At 73.7% G+C, this 17,723-nt stretch carries 17 protein-coding genes; 6 read left to right on the top strand and 11 right to left on the bottom strand.

What is annotated here, in order from left to right; genetic code table 11:
* Positions 1 to 55: 55 nt before the first annotated feature.
* Positions 56 to 1,132, top strand: coding sequence for a uroporphyrinogen decarboxylase (gene hemE, locus ABT154_RS12300; protein ID WP_502969490.1), 1,077 nt, complete (start codon positions 56 to 58; stop codon positions 1,130 to 1,132).
* A gap of 54 nt (positions 1,133 to 1,186) precedes the next feature.
* Here hemE and ABT154_RS12295 read toward each other — a convergent pair whose 3' ends face one another.
* Entirely contained in the window at positions 1,187 to 2,560 is a 1,374-nt protein-coding gene (locus ABT154_RS12295; RefSeq protein WP_351856228.1) for an FAD-dependent oxidoreductase, read from the bottom strand.
* A 247-nt stretch (positions 2,561 to 2,807) separates the two neighbouring features.
* Positions 2,808 to 3,827: a DUF4349 domain-containing protein gene (locus ABT154_RS12290; RefSeq protein WP_351856226.1), complete on the bottom strand. Its 1,020-nt coding sequence runs from the start codon at positions 3,825 to 3,827 to the stop codon at positions 2,808 to 2,810.
* Positions 3,828 to 3,993: 166 nt separating this feature from the next.
* On the opposite strand from ABT154_RS12290, the gene hemG reads away from it, so the two are divergent.
* Both hemG and hemQ read left to right on the top strand, forming a co-directional pair.
* The gene (gene hemG, locus ABT154_RS12285) at positions 3,994 to 5,505 is read left to right on the top strand and encodes a protoporphyrinogen oxidase (RefSeq protein ID WP_351856224.1); all 1,512 of its coding nucleotides are present in this window, start codon (positions 3,994 to 3,996) and stop codon (positions 5,503 to 5,505) included.
* Between the two features lie 17 nt (positions 5,506 to 5,522).
* A complete protein-coding gene (gene hemQ, locus ABT154_RS12280) occupies positions 5,523 to 6,236 on the top strand; it encodes a hydrogen peroxide-dependent heme synthase (RefSeq protein ID WP_317877557.1) in 714 nt (237 codons plus the stop codon).
* Positions 6,237 to 6,387: 151 nt separating this feature from the next.
* On the opposite strand, the gene ABT154_RS12275 is transcribed toward hemQ, so the two are convergent.
* The 4 genes from ABT154_RS12275 to ABT154_RS12260 form a co-directional block, all read right to left on the bottom strand.
* Positions 6,388 to 7,149: a TIGR04222 domain-containing membrane protein gene (locus ABT154_RS12275; RefSeq protein WP_351856222.1), complete on the bottom strand. Its 762-nt coding sequence runs from the start codon at positions 7,147 to 7,149 to the stop codon at positions 6,388 to 6,390.
* Between the two features lie 63 nt (positions 7,150 to 7,212).
* A complete protein-coding gene (locus ABT154_RS12270) occupies positions 7,213 to 8,268 on the bottom strand; it encodes a TIGR04222 domain-containing membrane protein (RefSeq protein WP_351856220.1) in 1,056 nt (351 codons plus the stop codon).
* A 2-nt stretch (positions 8,269 to 8,270) separates the two neighbouring features.
* Positions 8,271 to 9,698 (bottom strand): MbnB/TglH/ChrH family RiPP precursor modification enzyme, encoded by a 1,428-nt coding sequence (locus ABT154_RS12265; RefSeq protein ID WP_351856218.1) that lies wholly within the window; start codon positions 9,696 to 9,698, stop codon positions 8,271 to 8,273.
* Between the two features lie 151 nt (positions 9,699 to 9,849).
* Positions 9,850 to 10,533 carry a peptidyl-tRNA hydrolase gene (locus ABT154_RS12260; protein WP_351856216.1) on the bottom strand — a complete coding sequence of 228 codons (684 nt, stop codon included), beginning with the start codon at positions 10,531 to 10,533 and terminating at the stop codon, positions 9,850 to 9,852.
* Positions 10,534 to 10,603: 70 nt separating this feature from the next.
* On the opposite strand from ABT154_RS12260, the gene ABT154_RS12255 reads away from it, so the two are divergent.
* Genes ABT154_RS12255 through ABT154_RS12245 form a run of 3 tightly spaced genes read left to right on the top strand, consistent with a single transcriptional unit; the run spans position 10,604 to position 12,812 of the window.
* On the top strand, positions 10,604 to 11,281 hold the full coding sequence (locus ABT154_RS12255) for an AIM24 family protein (protein WP_351856214.1): 678 nt from the start codon (positions 10,604 to 10,606) through the stop codon (positions 11,279 to 11,281).
* On the top strand, positions 11,278 to 12,165 hold the full coding sequence (locus ABT154_RS12250; RefSeq protein ID WP_351856212.1) for an ATP-binding cassette domain-containing protein: 888 nt from the start codon (positions 11,278 to 11,280) through the stop codon (positions 12,163 to 12,165). The genes ABT154_RS12255 and ABT154_RS12250 overlap by 4 nt, the downstream gene beginning before the upstream one ends.
* Positions 12,162 to 12,812 carry an ABC transporter gene (locus ABT154_RS12245; protein WP_351856210.1) on the top strand — a complete coding sequence of 217 codons (651 nt, stop codon included), beginning with the start codon at positions 12,162 to 12,164 and terminating at the stop codon, positions 12,810 to 12,812. The genes ABT154_RS12250 and ABT154_RS12245 overlap by 4 nt, the downstream gene beginning before the upstream one ends.
* Positions 12,813 to 12,822: 10 nt before the next feature.
* Here ABT154_RS12245 and ABT154_RS12240 read toward each other — a convergent pair whose 3' ends face one another.
* The 5 genes from ABT154_RS12240 to zapE form a co-directional block, all read right to left on the bottom strand.
* Complete coding sequence (locus ABT154_RS12240) at positions 12,823 to 13,686, bottom strand: polysaccharide deacetylase family protein (RefSeq protein ID WP_351856208.1); 864 nt, start codon at positions 13,684 to 13,686, stop codon at positions 12,823 to 12,825.
* A gap of 121 nt (positions 13,687 to 13,807) precedes the next feature.
* Positions 13,808 to 14,662, bottom strand: a complete 855-nt coding sequence (locus ABT154_RS12235) for a PPK2 family polyphosphate kinase (RefSeq protein WP_351856206.1) — start codon at positions 14,660 to 14,662, stop codon at positions 13,808 to 13,810.
* Complete coding sequence (locus ABT154_RS12230; protein ID WP_351856204.1) at positions 14,653 to 16,029, bottom strand: alkaline phosphatase PhoX; 1,377 nt, start codon at positions 16,027 to 16,029, stop codon at positions 14,653 to 14,655. Before ABT154_RS12230 ends, ABT154_RS12235 begins: the two co-directional genes overlap by 10 nt.
* Before the next feature lie 134 nt (positions 16,030 to 16,163).
* Positions 16,164 to 16,589, bottom strand: coding sequence for an OsmC family protein (locus tag ABT154_RS12225; protein WP_351856202.1), 426 nt, complete (start codon positions 16,587 to 16,589; stop codon positions 16,164 to 16,166).
* Between the two features lie 34 nt (positions 16,590 to 16,623).
* On the bottom strand, positions 16,624 to 17,709 hold the full coding sequence (gene zapE / locus ABT154_RS12220) for a cell division protein ZapE (RefSeq protein ID WP_351856200.1): 1,086 nt from the start codon (positions 17,707 to 17,709) through the stop codon (positions 16,624 to 16,626).
* Positions 17,710 to 17,723: the final 14 nt, after the last annotated feature.

Raw genomic sequence — 17,723 nt, 5'->3', positions numbered from 1 at the left:
GGAGGGACACCCGGCCCGGACGAGCGGCTTCCCGCCACATGCGAAGATTCTGGGCGTGAGTGCCATGGACAGCCCGCAGGGCCAGCAGACGAAGCAGCAGTCGCGGACGTACGACTCCGCGTTCCTCAAGGCGTGCCGGCGAGAGCCCGTGCCCCACACCCCTGTCTGGTTCATGCGACAGGCCGGGCGTTCCCTCCCCGAATACCTCAAGGTGCGCGAGGGCATCCCCATGCTCGAATCGTGCATGCGGCCCGAGCTGGTCAAGGAGATCACCCTCCAGCCCGTCCGCCGCCACAAGGTCGACGCCGCCATCTACTTCAGCGACATCGTCGTCCCGCTCAAGGCCATCGGACTCGACCTCGACATCAAGCCCGGCGTCGGCCCGGTCGTCGCCGACCCGATCCGCACCCGCGCCGACCTCGACCGGCTGCGCGACCTGACCCCCGAGGACGTCCACTACGTCACCGAGGCCATCGGGATGCTCACCGAGGAGCTGGGCGACACCCCGCTCATCGGCTTCGCCGGCGCGCCCTTCACCCTCGCGAGCTACCTCGTCGAGGGCGGCCCGTCGCGCAGCCACGAGCGCACCAAGGCGATGATGTACGGCGACCCGCAGCTCTGGGCCGACCTGCTCGACCGCCTCGCCGGGATCACCTCGGCCTTCCTCAAGGTCCAGATCGAGGCCGGCGCCTCCGCCGTCCAGCTCTTCGACTCCTGGGTCGGCGCCCTCGCCCCCGCCGACTACCGCCGCTCCGTGATGCCGGCCTCCGTGAAGGTCTTCGACGCGGTCGCCGGCTACGGCGTCCCGCGCATCCACTTCGGTGTCGGTACGGGCGAGCTGCTCGGCCTCATGGGCGAGGCCGGCGCGGACGTCGTCGGCGTCGACTGGCGCGTCCCGCTCGACGAGGCCGCCCGCCGCGTCGGCCCCGGCAAGGCGCTCCAGGGCAACCTGGACCCGGCCGTGCTGTTCGCCCCGACCGAGGTCGTCGAGGCCAAGACGGACGAGGTGCTGGCCGCCGCGAAGGACCTGGAGGGTCACGTCTTCAACCTGGGCCACGGCGTCATGCCCTCGATGGACCCGGACGCCCTGTCCCGTCTCGTCGAGTACGTGCACACCCGCACGGCCGTCTGACGGTCATCCGCTCCGGCCGACGCCTCCGCCCCACCGGGCGGAGGCGTCGCCGTGTCAGCCCGCCGCCCGGACCGCCGCCGTCGCCTTGCGCGCCGCGATCAGCACCGGGTCCCACACCGGCGAGAACGGCGGCGCGTACCCCAGGTCCAGGGCCGTCATCGCCTCCACCGACATCCCGGCGGTCAGCGCCACGGCCGCGATGTCCACCCGCTTCGCGGCACCCTCCCGGCCCACGATCTGCACCCCGAGCAGCCGTCCCGTACGCCGCTCCGCCAGCATCTTCACCGTCATCGGCGCGGCCCCCGGGTAGTAGCCCGCCCGGCTCGTCGACTCCACCGTCACCGTCACGTACCGCAACCCCACCTCGCGGGCGTCCTTCTCCCGCAGGCCGGTCCGGGCGATCTCCAGGTAGCAGACCTTCGACACCGCCGTCCCCACCACACCCGGGAAGGTCGCGTAGTCGCCGCCGACATTGGCCCCGATGACCTGGCCGTGCTTGTTCGCGTGGGTCCCCAGCGGCACGTGCCGATCCCGGTTCGAGACCAGGTCGAGCACCTCCACGCAGTCACCGCCCGCCCAGATGTTCTCGTGGCCCCGCACCCGCATCGCGAGATCCGTGAGCAGCCCGCCGGACGTGCCGACGGGCAGGCCGGCCGCCCGCGCGAGCGAGGTCTCCGGCACCACGCCCATGCCGAGGACGACCACGTCCGCCGGGTACTCGGCCGCGTCCGTCGCCACCGCCCGGACCCTCCCGTCCGCGCCGGTCAGGATCTTCGTGACCTCCGCCGACGCGACCGTCGTGATCCCGAGCCCGTCCATCGCCCGGTGCACCAGCCGGCCCATGTCCGGGTCCAGGGTCGCCATCGGCTGCTCGCCCCGGGTCAGGACCGTCACCTCGTACCCCCGGTTGAGCAGCGCCTCCGCCATCTCCACCCCGATGTACCCCGCGCCGACCACGACCGCCCGCCGCCCAGGCGTACCCGCGAGGGAGTCGAGCAGCGCCTGCCCGTCGTCCAGGGTCTGCACCCCGTGCACCCCGGGCGCGTCGATGCCCGGCAGCGCGGGACGGCGGGGCCGGGCCCCGGTGGCGATCACGAGCTTGTCGAAGCCGGTCCACGACTCCGTCCCCGCCTCCAGGTCCCGCGCGAGGACCCGCCGGCCGGGCACGTCGATCGCCGTGACCTCCGTCCGCATCCGCAGGTCGATGTCGCGGGCCCGGTGCTCCTCGGGGGAGCGGGCGATCAGCTCGCCGCGCGTGGCGACGTCGCCGCCGACCCAGTACGGGATGCCGCAGGCCGAGTACGAGGAGAAGTGGCCGCGCTCGAAGGCGACGATCTCCAGCTCCCCGGGCCCCTTGAGCCTGCGCGCCTGCGACGCGGCGGACATCCCCGCCGCGTCGCCACCGATGACCACCAGTCGTTCGCTCATGCCCCTATTTTGGGTCTCCACAGCCTCCGGGGCGCCGAAGCCGGTGGGGCACCCCCTGTTTCGGGGCTCGTTCGCCTCCGGGGCGCCAAAGCCGGTGGAACAGCCCCGACCGTGCTCGCCTCCCTCGTTCCTCAGGAGGCTCCGCGCGCTCGGGGCCGTTCCACCGGCGCGCCCCTTCGGCTCACTTGCCGGTGCTGGGGTCCTGGGCGCCTCCGGGGCGCCGAAGCCGGTGGAACGCCCCTTCGGCTCACTCGCCGGTGCCGGGCGCCTCCGGCGGCGCCGGGGACGTGACCGCTCCGGCGGCGTTCCGCGCCGGTCCGGCCTGTCCGGGGCGCGGCGCCGGCAGCGGCGCGGGAGCGGCAACGGCCTTGTGGGGGAGGCGGGGGCGGATCACCCGGCGCCACAGGACGAAGGCGATCAGGGCGACCGCGAGCCACGGGGCCAGCGCCGCGAGGACGATCACGACCCAGGTCACCGCGCCCACCAGCGAGTCCCAGCCGCCGCCGAGGGCGTCGAGGAAGCCGGGGCGGTCGTCCTTCGGCGTGGCGGCCTTCGGCTCCTTCCGCTTCTCCGTGAGATCCAGGGTGATCGTCGCCAGCGAGGTCTGGTCCTTCAGCGAGGCCTGCTGGGCGAGCAGCGCCTCCAGGTCCGCCTGGCGGCGGCTCAGCTCGCCCTCCAGGGTCACCACGTCGGACAGCCGCTCCGCCCGGTCCATCAGCTCCCGCACCCGTGCGACGCTCGCCCGCTGGGTCGCGATCCGGCTCGTGACGTCCACGACCTGCCCGGTGACGTCCTTCGCGTCCGCCTTGCGGGCCAGCAGCTTCCCCGAACCCGCGAGTTCGATGAGGACGGAGTCGTACCGCTCCTGCGGCACACGCAGCACGACGCGGGAGGTGACGTACCCCTCGTCGCCCCGCTCCGTCGTCTCGTTCTCGACGTGCCCGCCCGCGCCCGCCGTCACCGTACGGGCCGTGGCCAGCGCCTTCGTCACGTCGCCGACCTCCACGGACAGCGAGGCGGTACGGATGACATGGCTCTGCGCGGCCTTCGGCGGGGCCTTCGCCGCCGCTCCCGGAGCGCCGTCGGTCGCGCCCTCCGCCGCCCCGGCCCCGGAGCCGTCGGCGGGCCGCGCCGCGCTCAGGTCCCGCTTGCCGGCCTCGCCCGCCTGGGTGCCGCCGGCGCCGCAGCCGGTGAGGGCCAGCGTGGCGGTGAGCAGGGCGGCACCGGCCGCCACCCGTGTTCTTGCCGTCGTCCGTGAGTTCCGCATCGAGTCCCCCCAGGGGTCGTTGGTGTCGCCGGTTTGACGTACGACCCCACCCGAGGGGTTGCCCTCCGGCGGTAGCGATGCGGTCACGGTCCGGCCTCGGAACAGGCGCGGGCGGTCGCGGTGACCTCCGGGCGGGAGCCCGTGGGCGATTTGAGAGAGTGGTCCCATGAACGCGGACACCACGGGATCCCATGTCGTCGTCGCCGGGGGCGGAATCGCCGGCCTCGCCGCCGCCCACCGGCTGGCCGTCGCCGGCCACAAGGTGACCCTCCTCGAAGCGGGGGACCGGCTCGGCGGCAAACTGCTCGCCGGGGAGATCGCGGGCGCGCCCGTCGACCTCGGCGCGGAGTCGCTGCTCGCCCGCCGCCCCGAGGCCGTGGAGCTCGCCAGGACCGTCGGCCTCGGCGACCGTCTCCAGCCCCCCGCCACCACCACCGCGTCCGTCTGGTCCCGGGGCGCGCTCGTCCCCATGCCCAAGGGGCACGTCATGGGGGTCCCCGGCGACGCCCGCGCCGTCGAGGGCCTGCTCTCCGAGGAGGGCCTGCGCCGCATCAGGGAGGACCGCGAGCTGCCCCCGACCGAGATCGGCGAGGACATCGCCATCGGCGCGTACGTCGCCGCCCGCATGGGCCACGAGGTCGTCGACCGGCTCGTGGAACCCCTCCTCGGCGGGGTGTACGCCGGTGACGCCTACCGCATCTCGATGCGCGCCGCCGTCCCCGCCCTCTTCGAGGCCGCCCGCTCCCACCCCACGCTCACCGCCGCCGTCCGCGCCGTGCAGCAGGCCGGCGCGACCGCCCCCACCGACGCGGCGGGCGCCGCCACCGGCCTCGGCGGCTCCGTCTTCCTCGGCATCGACGGCGGCGTCGGCACCCTGCCCGGCGCCGTCGCGGACGCCATCCGGGCGGCCGGCGGCGAGATCCTCACCAACGCCCCCGTGACCGCGCTGCGCCGCACCCCGGACGGCGGCTGGCAGGTCGTCAGCGGCGACCGCGTCCTCACCGCCGACGGTGTCGTCCTCGCCACCCCCGCCGGGCCCGCCGCCGCGCTGCTCGCCGAGCACGCGCCCGCCGCGTCCGCCGAACTCGACGCCGTCGCGTACGCCTCCATGGCCCTGGTCACCCTCGCCTTCCGCCGCTCCGACATGCCGGACCTGCCCGGCACGGGCCTCCCCGCCCTGCCTGGCTCGGGGTTCCTCGTTCCACCCGTCGACGGCCACACGATCAAGGCCTCCACGTTCTCCTCGCGGAAGTGGCGGTGGGTCACCGAAAGCGCCCCCGACCTGTTCGTGCTCCGCACCTCCGTGGGCCGCCACGGCGAGGAGGCGCAGGTCCACCGCGAGGACGCCGACCTGGTCGCCACCTCCCTCAAGGACCTGGCCGCCGCCACCGGGCTCGCCGCCCGGCCCGTCGCCACCACGGTCACCCGCTGGCTCGACGGCCTGCCGCAGTACCCGGTCGGCCACCTCGCCCGGGTCGCCCGGGTCCGCGAGGCGGTCGCCGCGCTGCCCGGACTGCGGGTCGCGGGAGCCGCGTACGACGGCGTCGGGATCCCCGCCTGCATCGCCTCGGCCCACCGCGCCGCCGACGAGATCCTCCGGGAGTTCGGGGCGAAGTCCGGGGACGAGATCATCGCCACGTCGAAAAGGACCGACCCCGGTGCGGGGCACTCCCTGTGACGGGCGAGAATAGGCGTATGAGTGCGCCCGAAAAGATCCCGAACGCCGGTAAGAAGGCGAAGGACCTCAACGAGGTCATCCGCTACACCCTGTGGTCCGTCTTCAAGCTGCGCGACGTTCTCCCCGAGGACCGCGGCGGTTACGCCGACGAGGTCCAGGAGCTGTTCGACCAGCTCGCGGCCAAGGACATCACCATCCGTGGCACGTACGACCTCTCCGGTCTGCGGGCCGACGCCGATGTCATGATCTGGTGGCACGCCGAGACGAGCGACGAGCTCCAGGAGGCGTACAACCTCTTCCGCCGCACCAAGCTGGGCCGCGCCCTGGAGCCGGTCTGGTCGAACATGGCACTGCACCGCCCCGCCGAGTTCAACAAGTCGCACATCCCGGCCTTCCTGGCCGACGAGAACGCGCGCGACTACGTCTCGGTCTACCCCTTCGTGCGCTCCTACGACTGGTACCTGCTGCCGGACGAGGACCGCCGCCGGATGCTCGCCGACCACGGCAAGATGGCCCGTGGCTACCCGGACGTGCGTGCCAACACGGTCGCCTCCTTCTCGCTCGGCGACTACGAGTGGATCCTCGCCTTCGAGGCCGACGAACTGCACCGCATCGTCGACCTCATGCGCCACCTGCGCGCCTCCGAGGCCCGGATGCACGTCCGCGAAGAGGTCCCGTTCTACACCGGCCGCCGCAAGAGCGTCGCCGAACTGGTGGCGGCCCTGGCCTGACGGCCGTAAGAAACCTGGTGGCGGCCCGGCTCCCGGCCGGGTGCCACCCCTCGACCCGGAAGATCAGACGGCAGGCGGAAACCGCCCGCCGCTCCAGCGACACCGGGTCCGGCACCGGGTGCGGCGCGCGGTCTCGCGCGCCGCACCGGCGTCATTTCCGGGACCGTCTCCCTGACTCCCCGCCCAGCAGGGCGGCCCGCAGCTCCGGCTCCAGGACGGCGGGTCCGCGCGTCGCGAGGGCCGTCAGCGGATCGACGGGCGAGAGGCCCGCGAGCAGCCGCTGACCGGCGGGGGAGGCCCAGCGGGTGTGCGGGTACACCTCGGTCAGGCCGATCAGCAGACAGAGCCCCGAACCGGCCAGCGGCAGTGCGAACCCGGCGAGCACCGGGCCCCGTTCGCCGGCCGGTACGAGCAGTGCCGACGCCGTCCCCAGCGCCAGGCTCAGCAGGAGACCGGCCCGCACCGCCCGCAGCGCGGCGGCGACCTCCCGGCGGCCCGCCTCGGACACGGCGAGCCCCCGGTCGACGAGCCCGTCCGCGAGGGAGCGTACGGCGTCGGCGGCGGCCACCACCGGACGCACGGCGGGGATCGGTGACCGCCCGGCGGGCCCGATGGCCCCGAACACGGCCCGCTCCAGCGCGTCCGTCTCGCCCCCGTGGCCGGTGGCGTCCAGGACCGTCGCCCAGCCGGTGTGGGCGAGCAGCAGCCGCCGCTTCCGGTGCAGTGACACCAGGGTCAGATCGGTGACCCGCAGCGGCCCGCCCGCGAGGTAGGCCGCCTCGCCGACGGTGAGTTCACCGGAACCGCCGGAAGCCTCGTGGGGGCGCGCGACGGCGAGCGAGGCACGGCAGATCCGTGTACAGCCGACACCGGCCACCACGAACGCCACCAGGAGGAGCGGAACCCAGATCATCACCCGGTTCTATCGGGAGGACGGGTCGCCCCGCCACTCGAACAGCCGCTCCGCCGGCACCGCTCAGCTGCTGCTGGAGCTGGAACACGAACTGGAGCTGGAACACGAACTGGAGCTGGAACTCGAACACGAGCTGGAGCTTCCGCAGCTCGAACCGCCCCCGGAACTCCCGCAACTCGAACCGCCGCCCGAGCAGGAGCCGACGGAGCCGGACCCGGCCGAGCAGGACGAGCCGCCGCCCGAGCAGGAGCTTCCGCCGCCGCCTCCGCAGGAGCTGTTGGTCGCGCACCACTCCGTCGCCACCCCGAGGACGGCCGCGTCGGAGGAGGAGAAGTGGCTCGGCGAAGGCCGCCGGCCGCGCTGGTTCCGGCGCGGCGGCGCGTAGAACCGGGCGGCGGCGACGAGCTGCTCCCGGAGCACCGGGTCCGGCAGGGCCCGCAGTCCGTACAGGGCCACGAGATGGCCGACGTCCCCGATATGACCGTATGCCCGCCCGTACGCGAGGACCGCGCGGCGGCCGGCCGGGGTGACCTGCTTCCCGGCGATCGAGCCGCAGACGGCGCCGGTGATCACGGTGGCGAACAGCACCGGCGCCACCTTGAAGACGAACGGCAGCCGGAACTCCGACGGGTCGCCGGCGAAGTCGACCACCGTGAGGAGGACCGAGAGCGGCAGGAGCGCGAAGGCCACCAGAGTGAGGATGCCGCACCAGCGGGCGGTGGTCCGCCGCGTCGCGGGGTCCACCACAAGACCGCGCGCCGCGAGACCGCCGCCGATCTCCTGGACCGCCGGGTGCCGCATCACCCCCAGCCGCAGGTGGTGCAGGGCCCCGTGCGGGGCGGCGGCGTGCTCCTGGAGCACGACCCGCTCCACCGGGTCGTGCGCGGTGGGACGGACGATCGCGACGATGCCGGGGCCGCCGACCGCGAGCCTGCCGTCCGCGTGGAGCCCGGCGAGGGCGGTGTCGACGACCCTGGCCGGGCCGCCGTTGAGGAACGCGACCTCGTACCGGTCGTGGACCGGCCCGCCGGGACCACCGCGGGTGCGGACGAGCCGGGTGACGACGAGGGCGATGCCGGTGGCCGCCGCGAGGTGGACGAGCACGATCAGAAGGTTCATGGTCATCTCCGTACGAGGGCGTGACGGGCGGCCCGTACCAGCCGGGTCGCGCGGCCGGGCGGGCGGCTGCCGGAACGGTCCTGCCACCACTCCGTGAGCTGCCGCCGCGCCGCCGGGTCCTCCGGGCGGTCGGCGAGCAGCAGGTGCTCGGCGAAGTCGAGCGCGTCACGGCGGTAGCCGCCGGACATGGGGCGGCTCCTGGCGTACGCGAGGAACGCGGGCCGGAAGCCCTTGCCGAGGATCTCCGGCAGCTCCGGCGCGACCTTCGCGACGACCCCGGCCCGCTTGGCGGCGAGGGCCCGGCTCTGGACGCCGAGCCGCCGGGTGTCGAAGCCCTCGGGAGCGGGGGTGCCGGCGACGAGCGCGGAGAGGAGGGCGGCCTGGGCCACGGCGACGCGCTGGCGCGCGGCTTCTCGCGGGGCGGGCTGCGGCAGTTCCTCCACGGCGGGGGTGGCGCCCGGCATCGGGCCGCCCGAGGCGCGGGCGCCTGCGCCGATGAGGAGAGGGGATCGTCGGGGTACGGGTAGCGGGGAACGCGTCCCGTGTGCGTGGGCTGTGCTCACCCTCCCCCAGACTTCGTCCGGGGGGACCCCCGTCGCCCTCGCGGAACGTATGCCCACGGTGGTCCTGATCGCTTCCAGTTCGCCCGCCAGCTCTTCCGCCGGAGGGAAGTCGTCGTCCCGTTCCAGGAGGACCCCCGGCGGGGACACCCGGCCGGCCAGGTCCGCCAGTACGTCGAGTACCGCCTCCGGTACCGGGTGCGCGTGGGTGTCGTGCCAGACGCCGTCCCGTTCCACGCCGCCCGCCACGTGGACGTACGCGACGGCCTCCACCGGCAGTTCGGCGAGCGCCCGCGCCGGGTCCTCGCCCCGGTTGACGTGGTTGGTGTGCAGATTGGCGACGTCGATCAGGAGCCGTACCCCCGTACGCTCCACCAGCTCCGCCAGGAACCGCCCCTCCGTCATCTCCTCGCCCGGCCAGGCGATGAGGGCCGCGATGTTCTCCAGGGCGAGCGGCACGGGCAGCGCGTCCTGCGCGATCCGCACGTTCTCGCAGAGCACGTCGAGTGCGTCGCGCGTCCGGGGCACCGGCAGCAGATGGCCGGCTTCGAGCTGCGGGGTCGCGGTGAGCGACCCCCCGGCCCGTACGAACGCGATGTGCTCCGTGACCAGCGGCGCCCCCAGCGCCAGGGCCTTCTCGCCGAGCGCCGCGAGGCGCGCCGGGTCGGGGCGGTCGGCGCCGCCGAGCCCGAGCGAGACCCCGTGCGGGACGACCGTGACGCCGCGCTGCCGCAGCCGGGTCAGTGAGTCGGGCAGATGGCCGGCGCAGATGTTCTCCGCGACGACCTCCACCCAGTCGACGCCGGACAGCCCCTCCACCGCTTCCGCGATCTCGGGACGCCAGCCGATGCCGATGCCGAGTGCCGTCATGTCCCCCTCCTTCGGTCCTCAGTCACCCACCTGATGGCCCTGTGGGGGACGTTCGAACCCCGAGTGGGGGACGTTCAGAGCTTGATTTGAGGTTCCGTTCCGGTCACGGCGCGAGGTCCCGATCCGGTCACGCCCCGTGGCTCGTCTCCCGTCACACCGTGCCCGGGAACGCCGACACCACCGTGCACGAGCCCGGTGCGATCTCCGTGAACCCCGCGTCCCGCACCACCGGAAGCCCGCCCGTCGTCAGCGCGGGCCACTCCCCGGCGGGGGCGGTGCGCACGGCGAGCGGGAAGCCCGCGTCCCGCCAGGACGCGCGGTCCGCGTCCGACATCGCCCACCACAGCAGCTGCGCCCCGTGCCCGGCCTGGGCCATCGCCTTGCCCGCCGACATGTCGAGCTCCGGATTGAGCCACAGGACCGCCGCCCCGTCCGGCACGGGTCCGGGCGCGGCCGGGTCGTCGAGGTCGGTGCCGGACACCTGGAGCTTGGCCAGGTCCTTGGGCCAGCCGTCGAGCGGGACCGGAGGGAAGACGCGTACCTCCGCCTCCTTCCCCGTGACCGTGATGCCGGGGAGGGTGCCCGCGCGCCGCCACTCCGCGCCGCGCGCCCGGCGCACCACCTTGCGGATACGGGCGTCCTGCCAGTCGGTCATGACCTGGGCCCACTCGCCCTCGCCGAGGGAACGGTCGTCGGTCAGGATCTCCAGGACGGCGCGCGCCGCGGTCTCCAGGGCGTCGGTGCGGGACGGCGGCGCGTCCCGTTCGATCCGGACCACCAGGGGAAGGACGAACTGGGGCTTCTCATCGCGGAGATCGGTGTCGTTGCTGCTCACCCGGCAAGTCTGCCACTGCCGTGGCGAGCGATCCTTGTGGGAGCCGGGGCTTCCGGGCCAGGATGCCCCCATGAAGAGTGATCTTTTCGCCGGCGAGAATCTCGCCGAGGTCTCCGACTTCCCGGGGATGACCCTCCAGAACGCCAAGTCGGTCAAGTACACGGTCAACGGCGAGATGCACGCACGCCAGGGATCGATGATCGCCTTCCGCGGCGATCTCCAGTTCGAGCGCAAGGGGCAGGGCATCGGCGGCCTGCTCAAGCGCGCCGTCACCGGTGAGGGCCTGGCGCTGATGGCCGTGCGCGGCCAGGGCGAGGCCTGGTTCGCGCACGAGGCGCAGAACTGTTTCATCGTCGAGATCGAGCAGGGCGACGCGTTCTCCGTCAACGGCCGGAACGTGCTCTGCTTCGACCCCACCCTCCACTACGAGATCAGGACGGTGAAGGGTGCCGGTATGACCGGCGGCGGCCTCTTCAACTCGGTCTTCTCCGGCTACGGGAAGGTCGCCCTGATCTGCGAGGGCAACCCGATCGTCATCCCCGTCACCCCGGGGGCCCCGGTCTACGTCGACACCGATGCCGTCGTCGGCTGGAGCGAGAACCTGCACACCTCGCTGAACCGCTCCCAGTCGCTCGGCTCCATGATGCGCGGCGGCTCCGGCGAGGCGGTGCAGCTGAAGCTGGACGGGCAGGGCTTCGTGGTGGTCCGGCCCAGCGAGGCGACCCCGCAGAAGAACTCGGCCGGTTGAGGCTGGAGCGGGTCGGGCGCCGCCACGGCCTCCGGGGGCCGTGGGTGCTCCGTGAGGTGGGCCTCGCCCTGCCCGCCGGGGCCCTCGTCCGGGTCGTCGGCGGCAACGGCGGCGGCAAGTCCACGCTGCTGCGGCTGGTCGCCGGGGTCGACGCGCCCACCGAGGGCCGGGTCACCGGCCGGCCGGCCCGCACCGCGTACGTCCCCGAACGCTTCCCGGTCGCCCTGCCGTTCACGGCCGTCGACTACCTGGTGCACCTCGGCCGGGTCCAGGGCCTCGGCCGGGCGGCGGCGCGGGCCGGGGCGGGGGAGTGGCTGGAACGTTTCGGGGCGGCCGGCCACGCCCGTACGGCCATGGCGGAACTCTCCAAGGGCACCAGCCAGAAGGTCGCCGTCGCCCAGGCCCTGCTGGCCGCCCCGTCGCTCGTGGTCCTCGACGAGGCCTGGACCGGCCTGGACACGGGGGCCCGCGCCGAACTGGACACGGCCGTCCGCGAACGCCTGGCGGCCGGGGCGACGGTCGTCTTCGTCGACCACGACCCCCGACGGCTGACGGGGGAGGCGGACGCGGTGTACGCGGTGGGGGAAGGACGGGTACGGGAGGCCGGGGACGTACGAGCCATCGGCGCGGGTGGGGACGTACGGGCGGCGACGCGCGGCCCCGACGCACCGGAGGCCGCTTCCCTCCGCCCGCCCGTCCTGATCACCGTCTCCGGTGGCCGCGCGTTCCCCGGGCGGCTGCCCGGCGACCCGGCGACCGCCCCCGGCCCGGACGGCACCACCGTCCTGACCGTGGACGCGGCCCACTCCGACGCCCTCCTGGGCGCGCTGCTCGCCGCGTCCTGGCACGTCCACCACCTCGGCACCGAAGGCGTACGGGTATGACGGCGCTCCTGCGCTACCAGTCGGGTCTGCTGTTCCGCTCCCAGCGCTGGCTGGCGCCGCTGCTCCTGTACGCGGTGTTCATCGGCGTCGGTGTCCAGGCCGGCGAACCGGTGCTCGGCGCGCTGGGTTTCACCGCCGCCGCGCTGCTCCCGGTGTCCGCCTGGTCCGTGCGGATCTGCCTCACCCAGGAACCGCCCGCAGCACGGACCGTGGTCGCGGCGGCGGCCGGCCGGGGCCGCGCGCATCTCGCGGCGCTGCTCACCGGGGCCGCCTGGCCGGTTCTCGTCGGTACGGTCGCCGTGCTCGTGGTGACGGCGACCGGCGACCGGCGCGGGGTCACCGCGAGCGCCGCGGCCTCCGCGGGGCTGCTCGCGGCCGGGGCGTGCGCGCTGACGGGCGCCGCCGTCGGCGCGCTGGCCTCGCGTCCCTTCGTCCGGGCCACCGGCTGGTCGCTCGCCGCCCTCGTGCTCGGTTCGCTGCTCGCGCTGGTGACCACCGGCTCCCCGGCGAAGCACGCGATGACCGCCCTTGTCGAGGGGGCCCGTACGACGACCGCCGACCCGCCCTGGCTCGCCTGCGGCGGCGCGCTGCTGCTGGCGGGGGCGGTCGCGGCCCTGGCGTGCCGGGCCACGGCCCGCCTGGAGTGAGGGCGCCGGGTCAGCGGCTCATCAGCTCCGAGACCTTCACGAAGCGGTAGCCGCGGGCCCGGAGTTCCGGGACGATCCGGCGGATCGCCCGCTCGGTGACGGGGGCGGCGCTGCGGGTGCAGTGCATGACGACGAGGGAGCCGGGCCTGACGCCGTCGAGGACCTGCTCGGCGACCGCGTCGGCGTCCTTCGCGAAGGCGTCCCCGCTCACCACGTCCCACTGGACGGCGGTCACCCCGGTGGGGGCGAGGGCGCGCAGGGCGGCGTCGTCGTAGCAGCCGCCGGGGAAGCGGAAGTACGGGACGACGTTGACGGCCCCCGCGTCGCGGAAGGAGTCGAAGGCCCGCTGCACGTCGGAGGCCATGTCGGGCCCGGAGACCGTCGGGAGGCCGTAGCAGGGGTTCGCGAAGGCGTAGTGGCTGTAGGAGTGGTTGGCGATCTCGAAGCGCGGGTCGCCGCCGATGGACTTCGCCTGGTCGGGGTACTCCTCCGCCCAGCGGCCCGTCATGAACACGGTCGCGTCCACCTTGAGGCGGCGCAGGGTCGCGATCAGCTCGGGGTTGTCGAAGTGCTCGCCCGCGGCGGCCCGGGGCCCCTGGTCGGCCGTCATGTCGGCGTCGAAGGTGAGCGCGACGACCTTCTCGGCGCCCTTCGCGCGGCGCGTGTAGACGGGGGTGAGCCCGCCGCGCCCGGGGGTCATGGTGGGCGGGGCGGCGGGGACGCGTGCGGGCTTCGAGCCGGGGGCGGCGGCGCTGGCCCGGGGCGAGGGGGTTCCGGCAACGGTCGCTTTCGCCGTCGCCTTCGCCGCCGGGCTTTCGGTCGCGCCACTGCCACAGCCGACGAGGACGGCGCCCAGAAGGCCGAGAGCCGCCAAATTTCGCACAGAAGTGTTCACGACCGGAAGTTAACCGATCAATGTGATGATCTGCTGACGGCTCGGCGGTCATGACACCCGTGTGCGCCCACGGGACCCGGCGGTTCACCCGCCGGGCCGCTCAGGTGGCCAGGAGCCGGGCCCGGCACTCCTCCACGTCGAAGTCCCCCGGCGGGTACGCCGGGTCCAGGGCCTCCAGGTGTTCCAGCAGGAGCTTGCTGATCGCCCAGTTGCGGTACCACTTGCGGTCCGCCGGGACCAGGTACCAGGGGGCCTCGTCCGTCGCGCAGCGTTCGAGGGCGATCTCGTACGCCTCCCGGTACGCCGGCCACAGCGCGCGTTCCTCGATGTCGCCCGGATTGAACTTCCAGTGCTTCTCGGGGTTGTCCAGGCGCTCCAGGAGGCGGGCGCGCTGTTCCTCGTACGAGAGGTGGAGGAAGACCTTGACCACCGTCACGCCGTCCTCGGCGAGGGACTTCTCGAAGCGGTTGATCCGGCCGTAGCGGCTGCCCAGCGTGCGGCGCGGGACCAGCTCCCGTACGCGGGCGATGAGGACGTCCTCGTAGTGCGAGCGGTCGAAGATGCCGATCGCGCCAGGACCGGGGAGCGCCCTGGAGATCCGCCAGAGGAACGGGTGTTTCCGCTCCTCCGGCGTCGGGGCCTTGAACGCGTGGATGCGGCAGCCCGACGGGTTGAACAGGCCGATCACATGCTTGACGGTGCCGCCCTTCCCACTGGTGTCCATGCCCTGGAGCACCAGCAGGACACGACGGCGGTCGCCCGCCGTGCTCGACGCGTACAGACGTTCCTGGAGTCCGGCGAGCCGGGGCGCGAGGGCGGTGGTGGCGGCCCGCCCGGCCGTCTTGCCGGCCGGGCCGCCGGGGGTCGCGGCGGCGTCGTACGCGGTGAGGTCGATCCGCTCGCCCACGGGGACCCGCAGCAGGTCCCGCAGCGGCGGGGGCTCGCTCAGCACCACGGGCCCGTCACCGCGAACGTCGTTCCCGGCGTGTAGCAGTTCACGTACATCGTGCTCCGGTCCGGGGAGAAGGTGACGCCCGCGAACTCGCCCCACTCCGGGGCGTCCGGGGTCCCGATGTTCTGCGCGCCCCTCGCGACCGCGTACACCTCGCCCCGCTCGCTCACCCCGAAGACGTGCTGCGCCCCTTCGCCGTCCTCGCAGACCATCAGGCCCCCGCTCGGCGCCAGACAGATGTTGTCGGGGGACTCGCCGGGGAGCCGGACGTCGGTGCTCGGGCCGAAGACGACGACGAGGGTGAGACGGCGGCGGTGCGGCTCGTACTTCCAGACCTGCCCGAAGTGGGTGGCGCCGGAGCCGTCCTTCTCGCGCGCGAAGGAGGACACGAAGTAGACGGCCCGCCCGCCCCAGTAGCAGCCCTCCAGCTTCTGGGCGTGCGTGATGCCCCGGGGGCCGAAGTCCTGGTGCCTGACCGGCGTCCCTGCGGCGAGGGGGTCGGGTACGGGGACCCATTCGATGCCCTCGAAGCGGGTGCCGGTCTCCTGGACCACCGAGAGGTCGGGGACGCCGGGCACCCGCATGGCCTCCAGGGCGCCGCCCGCGCGGAGCGAGCCGGTGCCGCCGAGCGGCTTCTCGGGGAGGAAACGGTAGAAGAGGCCGAAGGGGTGCTCGAAGGCGTCCTCCGTCTCGTAGACGACGCCGCTCGCCGGGTCGATCGCGATGGCCTCGTGCTGGAAGCGGCCCATCGCGGTGAGCGGGACGGCTCCGGTGCGGTGCGGGTCGGCGCCGTCGACCTCGAAGACGAAGCCGTGGTCCTTGGTGTACCCGTTGGTCCCGGCCCTGTCCTCGGTCTCCTCGCAGGTCAGCCAGGTGCGCCAGGGGGTGGGGCCGCCCGCGCAGTTGACGGCGGTGCCGGCGATGGCGACGCGCTCGCCGAGGACGTTGTTCCGGCCGTCGAGCTCCAGGGCCGTACAGCCGCCCTTGCCCGCCGGGTCGTAGGTGAGGCCGGGGACGGTGGGGACGGCGATCTTCCCGGTGACCCGGTTCTCGTGGTTGCGGACCAGGTGGACGCGGCCCCGGTGGCCGGCGAAGGCGCCCATGCCGTCGGGATTGCTGGGGACCCGGCCCTCGCCGGAGCGGAGCGGGTCGCCCTGCCGGGAGAGCACCCGGTAGCGGAAGCCGGCCGGGAGGTCGAGCAGGCCGTCCGGGTCGGGGACGAGGGGCCCGTAGCCTCCGCGTCCGGTGTGACCGCCGCCCGGGGCGGCACCGGCGCTGCCTGCGAAGAGTTCGGAGAGTGCGCCGGTGAAGGCGATCCCGGCGACGGAGGCGCCGGTGCGGGAGAGGATCTGACGTCGTGTCGCTGACATGAGGCAACCACTTTCCTGTTGGCGGACAGGCGTGTGATGTGACGTGTGACCCGCATGTATCTATCACGCACGGTGGTGAACCGTGAACCATGCGGGCCACAACGGCCTCATGTGGCGCGTGGGGTGATCCGGCGTCAGGCCAGTTCGGCCGTGAGCGTGATCGTCGTGCCCGTGAGCGCCTGGCTGACGGGGCAGTTCTTCTTGGCCTCCTCGGCGAGCGACTGGAACTCCTCCGCGCTCAGCCCGGGGACCTCGCCGCGCACGGTGAGGTGGATGCCGGTGATGCCCTCGCCCGGCTGGAAGGTGACGTCGGCCTTGGTGTCCAGCCGCGTCGGAGTGTTGCCGGCCTTGGCCAGGCCGTTGGAGAAGGCCATCGAGAAGCAGGCGGAGTGCGCGGCGGCGATGAGCTCCTCGGGGCTCGTCTTGCCGTTCGGTTCCTCCGACCGGGCGGGCCAGGAGACGTCGTACGAGCCGAGGCCGGACGAGTCGAGGGTGACGACGCCGGAGCCCTTGAGGAGGTCGCCCTGCCAGACGGTGTGTGCGTGACGCACGGTGGCCATGGTGGATCCCTTTCGCTGGGGTACGGCCACCAAGCTACTGCGCGACGAGTCCCTTGGCGTCGCGGGCGAGCGCGGTGAGCCGGGAGATGGCGCGGAAGTACTTCTTGCGGTAGCCGCCGTTCAGCATCTCGTCGCTGAACAGCCGGTCGAAGGGGAGACCGGAGGCGAGGACGGGTATCTCGCGGTCGTACAGCCGGTCCGCGAGGACGACGAGCCTGAGCGCCGTCGACTGGTCGGGCACGGGCTGGACGTCGGTGAGGCAGACGGCGGTGAGGTCGTCGGTGAGTGCGCCGTACCGGCTCGGGTGAACCTTGGCCAGGTGTTCGAGCAGGTGCGGGAAGTCGTCGAGGGAGGCGCCCGGCGTCGCGTACGCCGTCTCCGTGACGACCTGGTCGGTGTACGGGGCGGGGGCCTCGGGCAGCCCGCGGTGGCGGTAGTCCTCGCCGTCGATCCGCAGCGGCATGAAGTGGGCGGAGAGGCCCTGGATCTCGCGGAGGAAGTCGGCGGCGGCGAAGCGGCCCTCGCCGAGCTTGCCGGGGAGCGTGTTGGAGGTGGCAGCGAGCGCCACGCCGGATTCGACCAGCTTGCCGAGCAGGCTGGAGACGAGGACGGTGTCGCCCGGGTCGTCGAGCTCGAATTCGTCGATGCAGAGGAGACGGTGATCGCCGAGGGTCTTGACCGTCTGCTGGAAGCCCAGCGCGCCGACCAGGTTGGTCAGCTCGACGAAGGTGCCGAAGGCCTTCAGGGCGGGCTCGGCGGGGGTGGCGTGCCAGAGCGAGGCCAGCAGGTGGGTCTTGCCGACGCCGTATCCGCCGTCCAGGTAGATCCCGCGCGGGCCGGTGGGGGCGGCGGGCTTCCGGGCGAACCAGCGGCGCTTCCCGGCGCCGGTGGCGTGCGCCCCGCCCAGGCCCTCGGCGAAGGTGCTCAGCGCCTTGACGGCGTCCGTCTGGCTGGGCTGGTTCGGGTCCGGGAGGTACGTGTCGAACCGTACGGAGTCGAAGCGCGGCGGCGGCACCATCTCCGCGACGAGGCGGTCGGCGGGGACGTGGGGCTCTCGGGAGCAGAGCGAGAGCGGGGCCGCTGAGGCGGAAACGGCTTCGGTGAGGGTACGGGTCGACACAGTTCCCCACTGTA

The organism is Streptomyces sp. NPDC001728 (assembly GCF_040297565.1).
In the GTDB taxonomy this organism is placed as follows: Bacteria; Actinomycetota; Actinomycetes; order Streptomycetales; family Streptomycetaceae; genus Streptomyces.
Note: the sequence above shows the minus strand (reverse complement) of the source record. Positions and strands in the feature narration are given on the sequence as shown.